The organism is Paraburkholderia sp. FT54, from assembly GCF_031585635.1.
Lineage (GTDB): Bacteria > Pseudomonadota > Gammaproteobacteria > Burkholderiales > Burkholderiaceae > Paraburkholderia.
Genome location: NZ_CP134196.1, coordinates 395,272 through 412,848 on the forward strand (window position 1 = coordinate 395,272; position 17,577 = coordinate 412,848).

At 64.1% G+C, this 17,577-nt stretch carries 16 protein-coding genes; 8 read left to right on the forward strand and 8 right to left on the reverse strand.

All coding sequences use genetic code 11. The features are described 5' to 3' along the window. Nucleotides 1-99 precede the first annotated feature (99 nt). The 3 genes from RI103_RS21260 to RI103_RS21270 all read right to left on the reverse strand — a co-directional run bounded on the left by RI103_RS21260 (nucleotide 100) and on the right by RI103_RS21270 (nucleotide 3,830). Nucleotides 100-1,608 (reverse strand): MFS transporter, encoded by a 1,509-nt coding sequence (locus RI103_RS21260; RefSeq protein ID WP_310818529.1) that lies wholly within the window; start codon nucleotides 1,606-1,608, stop codon nucleotides 100-102. 313 nt (nucleotides 1,609-1,921) lie between these two features. Then, entirely contained in the window at nucleotides 1,922-2,377 is a 456-nt protein-coding gene (locus tag RI103_RS21265; protein ID WP_310817408.1) for a type II 3-dehydroquinate dehydratase, read from the reverse strand. Between the two features lie 76 nt (nucleotides 2,378-2,453). Beyond that, nucleotides 2,454-3,830 carry an MFS transporter gene (locus tag RI103_RS21270; RefSeq protein WP_310817410.1) on the reverse strand — a complete coding sequence of 459 codons (1,377 nt, stop codon included), beginning with the start codon at nucleotides 3,828-3,830 and terminating at the stop codon, nucleotides 2,454-2,456. A gap of 235 nt (nucleotides 3,831-4,065) precedes the next feature. Here RI103_RS21270 and RI103_RS21275 point away from each other — a divergent pair, with 235 nt between their 5' ends. Beyond that, nucleotides 4,066-4,848 (forward strand): IclR family transcriptional regulator, encoded by a 783-nt coding sequence (locus RI103_RS21275; RefSeq protein ID WP_132378724.1) that lies wholly within the window; start codon nucleotides 4,066-4,068, stop codon nucleotides 4,846-4,848. Here RI103_RS21275 and RI103_RS21280 read toward each other — a convergent pair. Beyond that, nucleotides 4,822-5,928: an SDR family oxidoreductase gene (locus RI103_RS21280; RefSeq protein WP_310817411.1), complete on the reverse strand. Its 1,107-nt coding sequence runs from the start codon at nucleotides 5,926-5,928 to the stop codon at nucleotides 4,822-4,824. The two genes, RI103_RS21275 and RI103_RS21280, sit on opposite strands and share 27 nt — an antisense overlap. A gap of 257 nt (nucleotides 5,929-6,185) precedes the next feature. After that, nucleotides 6,186-7,064 carry an NmrA family NAD(P)-binding protein gene (locus RI103_RS21285; protein ID WP_310817413.1) on the reverse strand — a complete coding sequence of 293 codons (879 nt, stop codon included), beginning with the start codon at nucleotides 7,062-7,064 and terminating at the stop codon, nucleotides 6,186-6,188. Between the two features lie 116 nt (nucleotides 7,065-7,180). Between RI103_RS21285 and RI103_RS21290 the strand changes: the two genes are divergently transcribed. The 3 genes from RI103_RS21290 to RI103_RS21300 all read left to right on the forward strand — a co-directional run bounded on the left by RI103_RS21290 (nucleotide 7,181) and on the right by RI103_RS21300 (nucleotide 8,880). Next, nucleotides 7,181-8,077 carry a LysR substrate-binding domain-containing protein gene (locus RI103_RS21290; protein WP_310817414.1) on the forward strand — a complete coding sequence of 299 codons (897 nt, stop codon included), beginning with the start codon at nucleotides 7,181-7,183 and terminating at the stop codon, nucleotides 8,075-8,077. Between the two features lie 221 nt (nucleotides 8,078-8,298). Further along, a complete protein-coding gene (locus tag RI103_RS21295) occupies nucleotides 8,299-8,427 on the forward strand; it encodes a hypothetical protein (RefSeq protein ID WP_310817416.1) in 129 nt (42 codons plus the stop codon). A gap of 57 nt (nucleotides 8,428-8,484) precedes the next feature. After that, nucleotides 8,485-8,880, forward strand: a complete 396-nt coding sequence (locus tag RI103_RS21300; protein ID WP_310817418.1) for a hypothetical protein — start codon at nucleotides 8,485-8,487, stop codon at nucleotides 8,878-8,880. Between the two features lie 100 nt (nucleotides 8,881-8,980). Here RI103_RS21300 and RI103_RS21305 read toward each other — a convergent pair whose 3' ends face one another. Both RI103_RS21305 and RI103_RS21310 read right to left on the reverse strand, forming a co-directional pair. Further along, on the reverse strand, nucleotides 8,981-9,613 hold the full coding sequence (locus tag RI103_RS21305; protein WP_310817420.1) for a DUF5074 domain-containing protein: 633 nt from the start codon (nucleotides 9,611-9,613) through the stop codon (nucleotides 8,981-8,983). 32 nt (nucleotides 9,614-9,645) lie between these two features. Beyond that, entirely contained in the window at nucleotides 9,646-10,866 is a 1,221-nt protein-coding gene (locus tag RI103_RS21310; RefSeq protein ID WP_310817421.1) for a helix-turn-helix domain-containing protein, read from the reverse strand. A 107-nt stretch (nucleotides 10,867-10,973) separates the two neighbouring features. Here RI103_RS21310 and RI103_RS21315 point away from each other — a divergent pair, with 107 nt between their 5' ends. The 3 genes from RI103_RS21315 (at nucleotide 10,974) to RI103_RS21325 (ending at nucleotide 14,904) form a co-directional block, all read left to right on the forward strand. Next, nucleotides 10,974-11,741 carry a DUF899 domain-containing protein gene (locus RI103_RS21315; RefSeq protein WP_310817423.1) on the forward strand — a complete coding sequence of 256 codons (768 nt, stop codon included), beginning with the start codon at nucleotides 10,974-10,976 and terminating at the stop codon, nucleotides 11,739-11,741. Nucleotides 11,742-11,950: 209 nt separating this feature from the next. Continuing rightward, entirely contained in the window at nucleotides 11,951-13,588 is a 1,638-nt protein-coding gene (locus RI103_RS21320; RefSeq protein WP_310817424.1) for a methyl-accepting chemotaxis protein, read from the forward strand. Between the two features lie 257 nt (nucleotides 13,589-13,845). Continuing rightward, nucleotides 13,846-14,904 (forward strand): porin, encoded by a 1,059-nt coding sequence (locus tag RI103_RS21325; RefSeq protein WP_310817425.1) that lies wholly within the window; start codon nucleotides 13,846-13,848, stop codon nucleotides 14,902-14,904. 57 nt (nucleotides 14,905-14,961) lie between these two features. Here the strand turns inward: RI103_RS21325 and RI103_RS21330 are convergent, their stop codons facing one another. Further along, nucleotides 14,962-16,308, reverse strand: a complete 1,347-nt coding sequence (locus RI103_RS21330; protein ID WP_310817426.1) for a sorbosone dehydrogenase family protein — start codon at nucleotides 16,306-16,308, stop codon at nucleotides 14,962-14,964. A 330-nt stretch (nucleotides 16,309-16,638) separates the two neighbouring features. On the opposite strand from RI103_RS21330, the gene RI103_RS21335 reads away from it, so the two are divergent. After that, complete coding sequence (locus RI103_RS21335) at nucleotides 16,639-17,346, forward strand: dienelactone hydrolase family protein (RefSeq protein WP_310817428.1); 708 nt, start codon at nucleotides 16,639-16,641, stop codon at nucleotides 17,344-17,346. The last annotated feature ends 231 nt before the right edge of the window (nucleotides 17,347-17,577 follow it).

Below are 17,577 nucleotides of genomic sequence, written 5' to 3' on the forward strand. Positions count from 1 at the left end.
CGTCTCGACGGTTAGGACGGCCGCTGCAATTCTCATGCGATTACAGCGGCCGGAAAGCGCAACGTGGTCAATGCGGCATGTGCTCAACAGGTCGCGCCTTCAGCCCTTGTGAAACACCACGTGCGAAATCCGCTGCACCAGCAGCGCGGCCGCCAGCGCCGCGACCGCGGTCAGCCACACGCCGATATGAATCGACTGCACCAGCGCATTGCGCGCCGTGTCGATCAAGGCGAGCGTATCGAGCCCTGACGGCTTCATATCCGCGATCAGCTTCAGACGCGACGCTTCATCGATCAGAATGCGCAGGTCGACGAAGCGCGGCCGCCATTGCGACGCGACCGGCTCGCCGAGCACGCTCATCGTGCGCGTGACCACATCGCGGTAATGGTGCTGCACCACGGTCGCGACAATGCTCGTGCCCAGCATCCCGCCCACCATGCGCGTGGATTGCAGCAATGCCGTCGTGATGCCGAAGCGTTCGCGCCCGGCAATCTCCTGGCCGAACACATTCAGATTGTTGAGGATGAAACCGAGGCCGATGCCGACTGCGCCCATCGGCAATTCGATCCACAGGTGCGGCGTGTCCGGATTCGCAAACGCCAGCGCAATGGACGCGATGAGCAGCAGTGCGAAGCCGATCGACAGAGTCTGCGTGGGCTTCTTCATGTGAATCACGATGCGCGTATTCACCAGACTGCCCAGCGCGATACAGGCGGCGATCGGCGTGGCGAGCAGCCCGGCCTGTTGCGGCGACAGTCCGAAGCCGCCTTGCAGCAGCAGCGGCGCGAAGAAGATCAGTGAGAACATCACGAAGCCCGACAGCATGCCGAGCGTGAACAGCGTGACGAGTTGCGGGTCCTTGAACAGGTCGAGCGGAATGATCGGATGCGTGGCGCGCTTCTCGCAGATCAGCAGTGCAATCGCGCCCACGACCACGCAGGCGGCCAGCATGAGATTGCCGGCGGTCAGGCCGTTTTTCGGCACTGCTTCGATGAAAGCCTGCAGACCGCCGAGCACGGCCGCGACCAGCGCCGCGCCGAGCCAGTCGATCTTCACGTCGCCTTCATGCGGACGCCGGAAGCTCGGCAGATGCGCCCAGATGAAATAGAGCGCTGCCGCGCCAACCGGCAAGTTGATCAGGAAGGTCGAGCGCCAGCCCCAGTGTTCGCTCATCCAGCCGCCGAGCGAGGGTCCGCCCGCGGTGCCGATGCCGTACGCGGCCGCCATCACCACTTGCCAGCGCACCCGCGCGCGCGGATCGGGAAACAGATCGGGAATCGACGCGAACGCCGTGCCGACCATCATCCCGCCGCCGACGCCTTGCAAGCCGCGCGCGATCACGAGAAACAGCATGTCGTTGGCGGCGCCGCAGAGCACCGACGCCACCGTGAACGTGATGACCGCGGCAATCACGAAACGCTTGCGGCCGAAGTAGTCGCCGAGCCGCCCGAACACCGGCACCGTCACCACGGAAGCCAGCAGATACGCGCTGGCGATCCACGCGTAGTACTCGAAACCATGCAATTCGGCGACGATGGAAGGCAGCGCGGTGCTGACGACCGTCTGGTCGAGTGCGACCAGCATATTGACGAGGCCGATGCCGAGCATGGCGAACAGGGCGTTTCGGAACGGCAGGGCAGTGGCAGTCGGATTCACGGATCTGAGGGAAAGCTTTGCAAAGTGGACGCTGCGCGGCCGGCGCAGGTCAGGGTCTTGACAACGGGTGGCCCTCTAGTTGTCTGACCTCTTGGGGAAAGGATTATACGGGTTTCCCCTTATTCGAAACTATTCTCTGGACTCTCCGGCAAAAAAAATGCCGTGCGCAGCCGGCACGGCATGATTGGGGGGCGAGGCGGCAAGCCGCGTTCGGTTTGCGCGCGCGGGCCGGTCGGCCCGCGCCCTGCAGCCTCGGCAAGCAGCCTTAGCCGAAGCTCGGACTTTTGCCGAGCGCCATCGCCATCGCTTGCAGCGCGACGAGATAGCCATTGGCGCCGAGTCCGCAGATCACGCCGGTCGCCGCGCGCGAGATCAGCGAGTGGCGATAGGTTTCATCGCGCTTGTGGATGTTGGTGATGTGCAGCTCGATCAACGGTCGCTCGATCAGCTTCACCGCGTCGAAGACCGGCACCGACGCGAACGAAAAGCCCGCCGGATTGATGATCACCGCGGCGTCACGCTCGAACGCTTCCTGCAGCCAGTCGACCATGGTGGCCTCGCTGTTGGTCTGGCGGAACTCGCATGTGAGTTCGAGTCGGGTCGCGAGCGCTTCCACCTGCTGCTGGATTTGCGCCAGCGTGGTCGTCCCATACAGATGCGGCTCACGCTTGCCGAGCATGTTCAGGTTCGAGCCATTCAGTACGTATACGAGTTCAGTCATTGTTCAGTCGCCTGTTTGCAAAAATTCGGTGATTCAGCGTCACGCCGCGGCGTCGCGTGTCTTACGTGCGATGGCATTACGTGCGATGGCTGTTGCCCACGCCCGCAGACGCGAAGTTCGCCTCACCCGTGACGGCCGCCGTCGAGTCGGTGCGGTTCATGTCGATGCCGAGGGTTTCGCGTGCCGTCAGGATCATCACCAGCGAAATCACGTTGAAGACCACGCACACGGCGACGACGCCCCACGGCGAGCCGTTGCACACGGCAAAGAGCCACACGGCCAGCACCGGCATCGGGCCGCCCGCCACCAGGTTCGCGCCGGTGTAAGCGAGCGCGGAGCCGGAGTAGCGCACATTGGTCGGGAACGCTTCGGCGAACGCGACCGGCTGAATGCCGCTTTGAAACTGCGTGAAGCCGAGGAAGAAGCCCATCGCCGCGAGCATCGGTACAAAGTTTTTGGTGTCGAGAATCTGGAAGTACACGAAGAGCATCAGCAAGGTCGCGGTCGAGCCGATCGCGAGCGCCTTCTTGCGGCCGATCCTGTCGCTCAGCATGCCGCCGGCGAGCGCACCGACGATCGCGCAGACATTGGCGCCCATCAGCAGCAGAAAGCCGGTTTGCTTGGGGATGGCGAGCGTCTTCGTGATGTAGCTGAGCGAGAACACCACGATCAGATAGAAGATCGCCGCGGGTCCGCAGAAGAACAGCATCCAGCGCAGAACGGTTCTCCAGTGCAGGCGCAGTGCATCGCGCAGCGGGCTGCCCACGTGCACGACTTCCGTTTTACGCAGTGCGACGAAGGCGGGCGTTTCGCTGACTCGCAAGCGTATATACACGCCGACGATCACGAGAATGAAGCTCAGTATGAAAGGGATACGCCAGCCGTACGAGTCGAATGCCTGCGCCGACATCGTGGACGACAGCAGAAGCAGCACGCCGTTGGCCATGATCTGACTCAGCGGCGAGCACAGGCCCAGCAGCCCGGAGTACTTGCCGCGTCGGTCGGCGCTGGCGTGTTCGATTGCCATCAGCTGCGCGCCGGTCGACTCGCCGCCCAGCGCGAAGCCTTGCAGAATGCGCAGCAGCACCAGCAGGACCGGCGCCCATACGCCAATGCTCGCGTAGGTCGGCAGCAGACCCATCAGCATCGAGGCGAGGCCCATCACCGTGACGGTGCCGAGCATGAGGTTGCGCCGCCCGAGTTTGTCGCCCAAATGGCCGCAGATGATCGCGCCAAGCGGCCGCGCGGCGAGCCCCACGCCGAAGGTCGCGAGCGAGGCGAGCAGGGCGGACGTCGAGTCCATCGAGGGGAAAAACAGTTTGGGCAAAACCGTGGCGGCCAATGCGCCGTAAAGCGTGAAGTCGAACCACTCGAGCGCGGTGCCGACGGCCGCCGCCGTGACCGCTCGCGTGCGCATCGCGGCATGCGTGCCTTGTTGCGTTTCCTGAATCATGTTGTCTCCTTAACCGTCGCCGCACGGGATGCAGGCCGCGCGCGATGATCGCCGCCAACCGTTCCCCGCTCTCTTGTCTGACCGATGAATTCGGGGCGCTTTTGCCTCGCTGTGAGCCTCGCGCCGCCTTGAGACCAAGGTTATCACCCCTGGGTGGGATGCCGTTCCAGGGTGGAATTTGATCTCATAATGTGCAAAACTGCCAGGCGAACATCTGGAAAAGACGGAGACCGATATGCCCGGCGTCACGGAGCGCACCCTCGCGGTACTCGAATTTCTCGCCACGCAAATGGAGGGAACGCCGCTCGCGATGATCGCGGATGAGCTCGATATTCCGCGCAGCGCATGCCATCGCCTGCTCGTCGATCTGAAGCAATGCGGTTATGTGCGGCAGTTGCGGGAGCATGGCGATTACGTGCTCACCACCAAGCTCGTCGGCTTGGGGCTGGGTTTTCTTGCGACGTCCGGCATCGTCGACATTGCGCAGACCATGCTCGACCGGCTCGCCGAGACATCCGGCGAACTGGTGCGGCTGGCGATCGTGGACGGTGACCGGCTGACGTGGGTCGCCAAGGCGCAGGGCGCGCTGAAGGGTTTGCGCTACGACCCGGATATGGGCATGGACACGATTCTCTCGTGCAGCGCCACGGGCCACGCATGGATGATGACCATGACCGACGAACGCGCGCTCGAACTCGTATCGCGCCAAGGTTTCGGTCAACCGAAGCAATACGGTCCCAACGCGCCGACCACGATCAGCGGACTGCTGAAGTTCGTGCACGCCGCGCGTGAACGAGGCTACGCGACGATCAACGAAGTCTTTGCCCCCGGCATGACGGCAATGGCCGCGCCCGTGCAGCGGCGCGGCTATCCCGCCATGGGCGTGATCAGCATTGCCGGGCCGCTCGTGCGGCTCGACGAAAAACGCATGGCGAGTCTCGGCTCGACACTGCTCGCGGCCGCTTCGGAACTCGCCGCCGCGAGCCACGCGTCACCGCTGTTCAATCGAGGCCGCTAGCCGCGTGCGCGTATCACTGGGAATGATGCGTTCCGCCTTCAACCGGTCGAAAAGTTCGAAGAAGGCGTCGGGCGTGCTTTGATAATCGAGGAAGCCTGCCTGGCGGCTCTTGGTCATGTCCGTGAGTACTTCCATCGGACGGCCGAGGTCCGCGTCCGTGTGCCACCACGAGACGAGCTTGCCGACGTCGGCCTCCTTCAGATCGAAGCGCGCGGCGATATCGGACCATGCGTTGCTCGCATTCTGCATGCGGCCTTCCAGCGGACGTGCTTCGCCATCGAACGGTACCGCTTCGACACCGAAGTAGCCGGCGATTTGCGACCACATCCATTTCCAGCGAAACACGTCGCCGTTGACCACGTTGAAGTCTTCATTGCGCGCGTTTTTGGACGTGGCGGCCCACTCGAGATGGCGCGCGAGCAGGCGCGCGTCGGTCATGTCGGTGAGGCTGTTCCATTGCGCCTCAGAGCCGGGGAAGATGAATGGCTGGCCGGTCTGCTTGCACAGCGTCGCGTAGACGGCGAGCGTCACGCCCATGTTCATTGCGTTGCCGAGCGCGAAGCCGATGATCGTGTGCGGGCGATGCACGCTCCAATTGAAATCGTAGCGCTGCGCGGCGTCGAATAAACGGTCTTCCTGCTCGTAGTAAAAGTTGTCGACGGGTTGGCGGCCTTGCTCTTCGCGAAACGGTGTGATGGGCACCGCGCCGGTTGCATACGCTTCGAACGGGCCGAGGTAATGCTTGAGTCCTGTCACGAGCGCGGCATGTTCGAGCGTGCCTGATGGACCCACGGCGTCCATCACGTGACGCACCATCGCGCCGTTCACGCGAATGTTGTCTTTCTCCGTGGCCTGGCGCGACCACGCGGTGAGGAACAGGTGACTGAATGCTTTGCCGGCCAGTGCCTCGCTGACGGAGTCGGCCGATTGCAGGTCGGCCGTAATCGATTCGATGGCCGGCGACACCGCTGTGCGTCCGCGCGAAAGTCCGGCGACATGCCAGCCATTCGAAAGCAACTGGTCCGCAAGATTGCCGCCGACAATGCCGCTTGCGCCGATGATGAGTGCTCGTTTTTCCATGAGAGTAAAGCTCGGTGAGTGATGGTGGCGGTGACAGGAAAGTGACCCGCGTCACGCGCGTGCAGATGCCGCACGAGGCTCGTGACGATGGTTTTCAGTCGCTCGCCGCTGGCGTGCGCGTGGCCGCCAGAACCGCGTCGGTGATCGTGTTCTCGTCGAGATTGCGCGTGACCGTGGCGTCTGCTTCCTGTCGGTCATGCGATTATCGGCTTGTTTGGAAGCGGGCGCAGGCGAGTGAATTGCGCTGCGCGCGTCGTTCAACTCTTCGCCCAGGCCGCCGCCATCTCCATCGCGAAGTCCCGATAGGATCGCGGCTGCCGGCCGAGCAACGTCGCGAGGCGATCGATTTGCGCTTGCGATGCCACCGCGCCGTCCTGCTGATAGCGACTCATCATCAGACGCATGTCGTAAGCGAGCCAGCCTGGTGCGGCCGCCTTCAGACGCTGTTCCAGCACATCGAGGTCATCGCCGCCGTAGCGCACCGTGCGTCCCAGCGCTTCGGCCCAAATCGACACCACGGTTTCCGACGTGATCGCGTCAGGGCCGACCAGTTCATACGTTTCGCGCGGCAGGCGGCTTGCGGCACGCTCCCGGCGCAGCAGTTCGCGCGCGGCGGCCTCGCCGATATCGCGCACATCGACCATGGAAATACCTTTGGCGCCGATCGGCATGCCGTACACACCGTGCGTGTGCAATGGCTCTTTCTGGCGCACATCGTTCTGGATGAAATACGCGGGACGCAGCACGGTGGCCGGCAGATCGCAGTGTTCGATCATGCGCTCGACCGTATGCTTGCCGGTGAAGTGCGGCACGTCGACATACTCGGCGCCCTTGAACACCGATAGATACACCACGCCTTTCACACCGGCTTCGCGCGCAACGCTCAGGGTCTGCAGCGCTTGTGTCAGTTCGTCCGGGGCATTGGGTGCGAGCAAGAACAGCGTGCTGACGCCGTTCATCGCGCGGCGCAATCCGTCCACTTCGGACAGGTCGCCCTGGACAGCGGTGACGCCATCCGGGAATTGCGCTTTTTCCGGCGTGCGAGTCAACGCGCGGACTTGCGCGCCGCTGCCGCTCAAATGCTCGAGAACCTGCTTGCCGACTACGCCTGTGCTGCCGGTTACGAGGATCGCCATGACTTTCTCCTTGGGTTGGGTGGGCTGGAAGCCAGCCCGTAGACACACAATAGATGTTCCATTTGAGCAGCGAAAGTGCAAAAATTCAGACGCCTCGTCTCATATTTGGAACGAACATGGATTTGACATCGCTTGCCGATTTCAATGCCGTTGCGCTGCACGGCGGCTTCGGCCCGGCCAGCCGGGCGCTCGACCGCCCCAAGGCCACGCTGTCGCGACGCGTGGCGGAACTGGAGGAATCGCTTGGCGTGCGGTTGATCGAGCGGGGTTCGCGCATCTTGCGGCTAACGGAAGAAGGTCTCGTGCTGCACGAGCGCACGCGGGGGCTGATGGCGGAGATTCAGGAGGCAGGTGAAGCAGTGGCGTCGCGCGCGCCGGTGCCGCGCGGGCGATTGCGGATCAGCGCGCCGGTCGTGTTCGCGCACGTGGTGCTGGTTCGGATCGCGACGCGTTTTGCGTTGGCCTATCCGCAGGTCGAACTCGAGGTGATTGCGGAGGACCGCGTCGTCGATCCGGTGGAGGACGGCTATGACCTGGTCATCCGCATCGATCCGCCGCGTGACGAGCAGCTCGTCGGGCGGCGCATTCTCGGCGACGAACGGCTCGTGGTGGCGGCGCCCACAGTGTCGATACCGTCTGGGCCTGCCGGTGAGGCTGGCTCGTTGGCGTTGGCGGTGCCCGCGGTCGTGCTGGCTGCGGCATCGACGGACGCGATCTGGAGCGTGCGCACGGAAGATGGCCTGAGAGCGCTCGCGCCGGTGCCGGTGCTGCGGCTCTCATCGCTGCTGATGGTGCGCGACGCCGTGCTCGACGGGGTGGGCGCGGCGCGCTTGCCCCGGTTGCTGGTCGAGCAGGATGTGGCGGCGGGACGGCTCGTTTGCTGGGGAGCGGAGGATGGGCCGCCGGTTGAGATCTGGGCGCTCTATCATTCGCGGCGTCTGTTGAGCGCCAAGGTGCGGGCGTTCATGGATCTGTTGCAGGACTTGGCGGGGCGGGAGGGGAAGCTGGGTTGATGGAGGCGTCGATCACGGCTTGGTCATGGATGACCGGCGAGCCCGTGCGTGACCGATGACGCACGTTGTCGGAATCGCGTGCGATAGTCGGCAAGGAAATGATCATGAACACCGTCGCCGATATCAGGACGTAGCTCGCCCGTGGTTGGCGTGGTATCCCAAAAACATGAATCAGTGACTTCCTGCTAGCTTTACGCCGTCGTAAGCGACAGGACTTGGTGATGGGCGGCATTGAACTGAAAACAGATTCGTTGCAACGGTGGATGATGTACAGCAAGGACGCCTGCGGCAGTGGGCGAATTTTTCCGACTACTGAGCAGAAGCAGGCGCGATTTTCGCCGCTGCCCTGATAACCAGGCTCTACGACGAGCCAGCCAGCAATCGCACCTATACCGATCCTTGCGCTCATGAAAACAAAACACAACTATCACGATGCCGAACTCGTCGGCTGCGCCTACTCGCGCACCGATTCCGCCCTCCTGCTCAGTTTCGAATGCACTGACGGCACGACACCGAAACTACTGTTTTCTGGCGTTACCTCAATGCGCGCCAACGATTTCAGTCAACAGAACGTGGTGTCCCGTCTCCTGATTTCGCCGACGTATGAGTTCACGCCGGTGGAATCGCGGGCCTATGTAAACTGGGCGAACAGCCGGCACGACTATCAAGCGGCGATGACGGACGAAAAAGCGCGGACGATCGCCGCAGACATTGCCACGAACAGGTCTGTCCTGTTTGTACTGGAGCCGTCCGTCGGAGCGGAGGTCGTTGCGCTATGCACAGGCATGCAGGAGATCGACTGAACTGCGTCGGGCTTGAGTTGCATGCGAGCCGTTGATAACGAAAGGAGCGTGCGAGCCTGCATCAAAGAATGAGCGCCGAATCGGCGCCCACCCCACACCCTCACTTGGGCCGCCGCACCGCCCGCACCTTGCCGCTGCTCCCGCCGCCGCAAAAGAACCGGTCGCCGCCATCGGATTCAAGTCCCGACACGCTGACGCCGGACGGCATCTCCAGCCGCTCCCGAACCTCACCGTTGCGCGGATCGATTCGCCGCAATTCACTTTGATCGCCTTCCCACGTGCCGTGCCAGAGTTCGCCGTCGACCCACGTGACGCCGGTCACGAACCGATTGGACTCGATGGTGCGAAGAATCGCGCCCGTCTGCGGATCGACTTGATGGATCTTGCGCTCCCGATACTGCCCGACCCACAGTGTCCCTTCGGCCCATGCGAGCCCGGAGTCACCGCCGCCGCCCGGCGCGGGAATCGTGGCGAGCACATCGCCGGTCCTGGGGTCGATCTTCTGGATACGGTCTTCGGCGATCTGGAACAGGTGCTCGCCGTCGAAGGCAGTTCCCGCGTGCGCAGCGACGTCGAGCGAGCGGACCGTTTTGCCGCTTTCCGGATCGAGCGCGTTCAACGCGTCGCCGGTCGCGAACCAGACGTGCTGGCCGTCGTAGGTGACGCCATGCACCCGGTCTATCCCCGGAAAGGGCCCGTACTCGTTGATGATTTCGGCGGCCGATTGTTTCATGGTTTATCCCTCGTGGTTATCGTGTGGACATCCTAATCAATCGGCAATGGAGCGGGGAGTAACAAGGTCGTCGTGAATCCAGGCATGGGCGGCGTCATCCAGCGACGCGCCCGTCCTCGTCCGAGCGACTGCACCTTGTCTTGAGCCGCGAGCGTATCGAGGCTTCGCTGCACGGTGCGCTGGCTCGCGCCAAGCGCGAGCGCGAGGGCCGAGCTCGACCACGACTCACCGTCGGCGAGCAAGGCAAGCACGGGCGCATGTTTGTCCTCGACAGGCCGCGCCAGCACGACCACCTCGTGCGCGTGCCGCGGCACCAGCGCGAACCCGCGCGGCGTCGCGCTCACGCCGGCCACCGTGCGAAGCACCGAACGCAGCCGCCCAAGTTCGACCCGCAGGCGCGCGCGATGCGATTCATCGGCGGCCTTGGCCCGGAAGGCTCGCGCAACGAGCTCGTCGCGCGACACGTCCTCCGGCCACGCTTCGGCCAGCACGCGTGCAAGCACGAACAACACCGGACGGCCGGCCAGCGAGATCGCCGCGCCCGCGTCGCGCACGACGTGGCGGCACGCGTCCACGATCAATGCCTTCGATGCCAGCAGCGCTTCCACCTCGTCGAGCAACAATGGGCGCTCTTCGCCACACGCGAGCAGTCGTGCCGCGGGTGCGTTCAGCACGAGCGTGGCGTTGTCGACCTCCGCGGTCAGTGCGTGGATACCCGCGAGACCCGCGGCGCGCCGGGCTCGCTCGAGCGCGGCGCGTGCCGCTTTGGTCTGAAGACGGCGCAGCGCGACACCCGCCACGACCAGTTCGTGCGCGGTTCTCAAGGCCGGTGGAAACGGCGTGGGATCGAGCCCGGCAAGTGCGCGTTCGGCTTCGTCGAGACGCCCGATCAGCAGCAGGCGCCGCACCGCGAGATAGCGCGCATGAGCGGCGTTGAGCCGGTCGCCGTGCGCTTCGAGCGTGGCCCGTGCGGCTTCCAGCGCTTTAGTCGGCCAGTTCAGATCGCGCGAGACGAGCGCGATCTCGGCCTCGGCGACGACACAGCGCGCGCGGGCCACCGGCTCTTTCGCGCCGAAGGCGCGCGCGGCGCTTCGCACGAGCGCTTTCGCCCGAACCAGATCGCCGAGTTGCGCCATGGCGATGCCGCGCAACGCGAGCGCGGGCGCGTCGTCGCGCAAAGCGACGCGGTTCAGCGCGCCGAGCGGATCACCCGCGGCGAGCGCGCGCGCCGCCGCTGTCACTAGCGAGTCCATGGTCCAGGCGAATCACGCCACACTTGTCACTCCCGTCGTTCGAAGCCCGGGGCTAATCTAGCACGACCAACCCACAGCACTTCGCATAGCGAAGCAAGGAGGCAAGCATGACGACGAAACACAGCATCGGCACACGGGAAGAATGGCTGGGCGCGCGGCTCGAACTGCTCGAAGCGGAAAAGGCGCTCACGCGGCAGAGCGATGAACTGGTCCGGCAGCGCCAGGCACTGCCCTGGGTCCGAATCGACAAGGCATACCGGTTCGAGACCGATGAAGGCAGCGCCTCGCTGGCCGATCTCTTTCGGGGACGCTCGCAGTTGCTCGTCTATCACTTCATGTTCGGCCCCGACTACACCGCGGGCTGCCCGTCGTGTTCGGCGGTCGCGGACGGGTTCAACGGCTCGGTGGTCCATCTGGCGAATCACGACGTCGCAATGACGGCGATATCGCGGGCGCCGCTCGCGAAGCTGCAGGGGTACAAGCGGCGCATGGGATGGACGTTTCCGTGGGCATCGTCGGCCGGCAGCGACTTCAACTTCGACATCAACGTCTCGTTCACCGAGCAGCAGCAGCGCGAAGGAAGCGTCGAATACAATTTCCAGCGCGGCGGCCATGCGATGGATGCGGCGCCGGCGCCGGCGCCCGTGGTCGAGTTCGCGACCGCCTGCGGAACCGACGCGCCGACGTATTCGCTCGACCGGCCCGGTATGAGCGCATTCGTGCTCGAAGACGGCGTCGTGTACCACACGTATTCCACTTACGGACGCGGTGTGGACGCGCTGTGGGGCATGTATCAGTGGCTCGATCGCGCGCCCAAAGGACGCAACGAAACGGGAGTGTGGTGGCGCAGGCATGACGAGTACGAGAAGCACTGACACTGCGCACGAGCACACCGCGCGTTGGCGAACGGGCAAACCGGCGCCGTATCCCGGCAAAGGGTTTGTCTCTACACAAAACATGCACGCGCTTGCCGATAAGTGAATCGGGTGGTCGCATTCATGCAACGGCGCGCCGATTCCAATATCGGCCCTGTTGCCTTGATGAGACCCGGCTCGATCATTCGATATCGTTGCGAGGCGCGTGCATGGTCCGATTCAGTTTCACACAGAAACTCTGGCTGCCGCTGGTCGTCAGCCTCGTGGCACTTCTCGCGGTGTCGGTGTCGGCGGCGTGGCTGTCGCGGCAGACGCGCATCGAGGAGCGTAAAAACGATCTGGTGAACGTGGCGCATGTCGGGCTCAGTATCGTGACGGAATATGCGGCGCTGGCGCAAAGCGGCGCGCTCAGCGAAGCGGACGCTCGCCGGCAGGCGCTCGAACGGCTGCGCGGCATACGGTACGGCGAGGACGGCTATTTCCTCGTGATCGATTCGACACCGCGCATGGTCATGCATGCGATGAAGCCCGCGTTGAACGGCAAGGATCTCGCCAGCACCGCCGATGCCGACGGCCGTCACCACTACGTGACCTTCGCCGCGGTCGCGCAGGCGCCGAACGGCGGCTTCGTCGATTATGTGTTCCCGCATCCGCAGCAGCCGCCCGCCGCCGCGGTCGGCAAGATCGGCTACGTCGTGCGCTATGCGCCGTGGGACTGGATCATCGCAACGGGCGCTTACGTGGACGACATCGACGCCGCGTTCAAGGAGTCGCTGTATTTCGTCGGCGGAATCTTTGCCGGTGTTGCGCTGTTGCTGTCGGCGCTTGTCTCGCTGACCAATCGGAGCATCCAGCGCACAATCGGCGGCGATCCGGCCTACGTCGCGCAAGTGGCCGGCGAAGTCACCCAGGGCAACCTCGCGATTCCCATCGACATTCGCCAGGGCGATGAATCGAGCCTGCTGCATACGATGCAGCGCATGCGCGACGCGCTCGCCCACACGATCGAACAGATCAAGGGCGCAGCCGACAAGGTGGCGACGGGCGCGCGCGAGATTGCCGGTGGAAACGCGGATCTGTCCGCACGCACGGAAAATCAGGCGGCGTCGCTCGAGGAAACCGCGGCGAGCATGGAGCAAATGACGGCAATGGTCCGACAGACGGCGGAGAACGCGCAGACAGCGAGCCAACTGACCACCGGCGCGGAGCAGATCGTCAATCGCGGCGGCGAGATGGCGGCGCAAGCAGTATCGACGATGCAGGAGATTTCGACGGAATCGCACAAGATGGTGGAGATCATCGCGGTCATCGAAGGCATCGCTTTTCAGACCAATATTCTCGCGCTGAACGCCGCGGTGGAAGCGGCCAGGGCCGGCGACACAGGGCGTGGTTTCGCGGTCGTCGCCGGCGAGGTGCGCACGCTCGCGCAGCGCAGCGCGGCGGCGGCGAAGGAAATCCGGACGCTGATCAGCCGCGCGGTGGAGAAGGTCGGGAGCGGCGCCGAACTCGTCGGACAAACCGGCGCGACGATTGACTCCGCCCGCGAGGCCATTGCGAAAGTGTCGGGCGTCATGCGCGATATCGCGGCGGCCGCCGCCGAGCAGAGCGCCGGCATCAATCAGGTCGGCGACGCCGTCGCGCAAATGGATAGCGTAACGCAGCAAAATGCGGCGCTGGTCGAGCAGGCCGCGGCGGTGGCGCAGACGCTGACGGAACAGGCGAGGCTGCTGCAGGTCTCGATCAGTCAGTTCAATCTGGATCCGCAGGGTGCCGGTGACGAAGGCGGGCCGCTGCGGGTCCACCGCTCGCCAGCGACAGAAGCGCGTGGATTCGCGGCCGTCGTCTGAGTGTTATCACCCATCGGCGCGCTTGAACGCTTCGAATTGACACACCTGAAAATTGCAAACCGGCTCAGGTCTGTTATGTTCGCTGCTGAACCGTTCAATGCCTGTTCACATTCCACTCGCGATGCGGCGGCAGGCGTCGTGTCTGAACATGGCGGATTTTCGTTCCCGGAACACACGTTCGACGTGCCTATGGAGGACTGCATCTGGCCGGCGCAGCGCAAACTTCACTCGACAAGCCGCGACGAAAGTGCAATCCGATGGCGCAGGTCGCGGCCTGGAGCCGCCGCGTGGGCTGGCGCGCGGGCGTAGGCGGCGCGGGGCTGCTATTTTGCTTGCAGAGCGTGGCGGCGTCCGATGGCGGCGCGGGCACCGTCACACTGTATGGCGTGCTGGACACCAGCCTTGAAATAACCGACCCCGGCTCCGGCTGGACTCCACGCCTGGACTCGGGCGCCTATCGCGGTTCGCGGTTCGGCTTGCGCGGCAGCGAGCCGCTCGGCAACGGCACCGATCTGATCTTCACGCTGGAAAACGGCTTTAGCTCGGCCGACGGCACGCTTCAGACGCCCGGTGTTCTATTCAACCGACAAGCATGGATCGGCGCACGGAACGCGTGGGGCGAGGTGCGTTTCGGCCGGCAATATTCGCCGATCTATATCCCGTTCAAGGGCGACCTCGACGCGTTCGGCGCGGGCACGATCGCCTCCGGACTGAACAACCTGTCGAAGATCACGCCTTACGCCAGCAACGCGATTGCGTATTTCTCACCGGTCGTCGGCGGATTCAGCGCAACCGTCATGACGGCCATTCGCGATCCTTCAGAGAACGATGGCAACGGCATTGACGGATACTACGTCACCGCCGCCTATCAGATCGACAACCTCAGACTGTTATACGCGCGTCAGCAGACGCACGGCGCGGGCGCGCTGCGGGCGAATCTCGGCGGCGCGACCTACGCGATCGACAAAGTGCGAGTGTGGCTCGCGTTTTTCAACGGCGATGGCGGCACGCCGCTCTATCACGGCGCGGGCGGCTCGCTCTCGGCGCAATACAGCCTTTCCGCGAATGCCCGCGCGTCGCTGGGCTATGCGCACGTGCGCGACTATACCGGCGCCGGCGCGAGCGCCGACCAGTTCAGCGTGGCGTTCGAATACAACTTTTCGCGCACCTTGCTGCTCTATTTCAGCGCGGCCTATCTCGCGAATCACGACGATGCCAGCTTCACCCTGCGCGGCGTCAATGTGATTGGCCTGCCGGTTGCGTATCCTGGCGCGCCGGTCAAGGGCGTGCAGCTCGGCGTGCTGGAGCGGTTCTAGCATGCGCGACTGGCGCGGGCCGTCCGTTGTGTGATGAGGCGGATCGCGGAGCGAGTGTCATCGAGCCGGCGGCGTCGCAGCTGCCGCGCCGGTGTCGGTGCGCGGCGTCACCCGCCACACTGCATTGCCGACGTCGTCCGCCACCAGCAGCGCCCCACGCGTATCCACCGCGACGCCGACTGGCCGGCCCACGGCGTGACCGTCGGTAGTCAGAAAACCGCTCAGGAAATTTTCCGGAGCGCCAGCGGGTTGGCCTTTGGCGAATGGGATGAACACCACCTTGTAGCCGCTGAACGGCTTGCGATTCCATGACCCATGCTGACCGACAAAAGCGCCGCCGCGGTAATGCGCCGGGAACAGCGTCCGGTCATAAAAAGCCAGACCGAGTGATGCCGTATGGTTGCCGAGCGCATAGTCCGGTGCGATTGCCGTGGCGACCAGGTCGGGTCGCTGAGGTTTGACGCGCGTGTCGATATGCTGGCCGTAATAGCTGTAGGGAAACCCGTAAAACGCGCCGTCTTTCACGGCCGTCATGTAATCCGGCACGAGGTTGTTGCCCAGATCGTCCCGCTCGTTGACGGCCGTCCATAGCGCGCCGCTTTCCGGCTGCCAGGACAATCCGTTGGGGTTGCGCAATCCTGTCGCGAAGGGCCGCATCTGGCCGGACGCCACGTCGAATTCGAGAATCCGTGCGCGTCCGTCTTCTGCCCCGGCGCCGTTTTCTCCGGCATTGCTGTTCGATCCCACCGTCACGTAGAGATGTTTGCCCGAACGGTCGGCGAGGATGTTTTTGGTCCAGTGATGGTTGATCGGGCCAGCCGGCAAATCGGCCACCTTAACGCCAGGCGTGTCGACCTGGGTCGCGTCGGGGGTGTAGTCGAATCGCAGAATGGCGTCCGTATCGGCGACATAGAGTTGCTTGCCGATCAGCGCCATACCGAACGGCGAGTGCAGGCCACGAAGGAACACGGTCTGTTGATCGGCGACGCCGCTGCCGGTCGTATCGCGCAACAGCACGATACGGTCGGGGCTCGGCGTGCCGGCTCCCGCGCGTTTCATGACCTGCCGCCTGATCCAGCCGAACACGCCGCTTCCTTCGTCGTGTTGTTCGGGCGCGTTGCTTTCCGCCACGAGCACGTCGCCGTTCGGCAACGAGTAGAGCCAGCGTGGGTGAGTCAGCCCGCTCGCGAATTCCGTCACGACAAAGCCGTGCGGGGCGGTGGGACGAAAGTCGGTGGTCCGCGGCTGAACGGGCGCGACATTGACCGTGGTGATCAGTGACGATTCCGGCGCGGGCAGCGCTGGTGACGGCCCAAAGCCGGTATCGGTGGAACTCGACGGGCCTGCTGCGCACGCGGCCAGCGGCAGCAGCATCAATAAGGCAAGGCGGTTTAACTGACGCATCCGGCGCTCCTGACATTGAAAATGCTCGACTCATCATTGTCAGGCACAGCAAGATGCTTGCCCGACACCTGCGTGCCGGCGAGCATTGCCTCTTGAGCGGCTTGTTCTGTTAGTGCGTCTACCCCTAAAACGTCACCAGTTCACCTGGGAAGGAAACCCGCCGACAGTCGCCCTTCGTTTTCCACTGGAGATCCTTACGATGCGCTTGGCGGCAAATTCCTTCCCTGCGGCGCGCCCCGTTCGCATCGATCGGCCGGCCGCGGCGGCGGCTCTGCACAACTGCGGCGCCGAGGCTATGCTAGCGCTTTCGTCTACTTCGAGGAGCAACTGATGAAACAGGCAGCAGGTTCGATGATCACCTTTAGCCGGCCCGACGGCCAGCAAATCCAGGGCTATCTGGCCAAGCCACAGAAGCTGGAGGGCGCGCCCGCCATCGTCGTGATTCAGGAATGGTGGGGCGTCAACGACCAGATTCGCGGCGTGGCGGACCGGCTCGCGCAGGCCGGCTATCTGGCGCTGGTGCCCGATCTCTTTCGAGGCAAAACGACGGTGGAAGAGGAAGAAGCCCACCATCTGCTCGACGGGCTCAATTTCGGCGATGCGGCGACTCAGGACGTGCGCGGCGCCGTCCAGTATCTGAAGCAGCACGCGGCGAACGTCGGCGTGACGGGCTTTTGCATGGGCGGCGCTTTGACCTTGCTCGCGCTGTGCAATATCCCCGAAGTGTCGGCCGGCGTGGTCTGGTATGGCTTCCCGCCGCTGGAATATATCGACGCATCGAAAATCAAGGCGCCGCTGATCGGTCATTGGGCGACGCAAGACGAGTTCTTCGTGTCTGAAACGGTCGACGCACTGGAAAGCAAGTTGAAGGACGCGAATGTCGACGTCGAGTTTCACCGCTATCTCGCCCACCACGCGTTCGCGAACGAAACGGCGGTCGGCCCGGGCCGTATCGCCCGGACGCAGTTCGATCCGGTGTGGGCGCAACAAGCCTGGGATCGCACGCTGACGTTTTTCGGCCGCACTTTGTGGAAGTGAGCCGCGCGCTTGCCGCTTGAGACGCGCTCTGTCCGGCTAACCGCGTGTCACGCACCGGGTCGCGCCGGCGCGGACTGACGGAGTGCCGCCATGCATGGGCGGCATTCCGGAAACCTTCCACGCCGGGATCACAAATAGAAATGGGCGGCGTCGGAGGCGAGAAGACGTGGCGCCGAAAATCTCCTCAGCTTCAGGCGTGAGCGAGTCCATCGCCTCGCCGTTGCGCGGGCC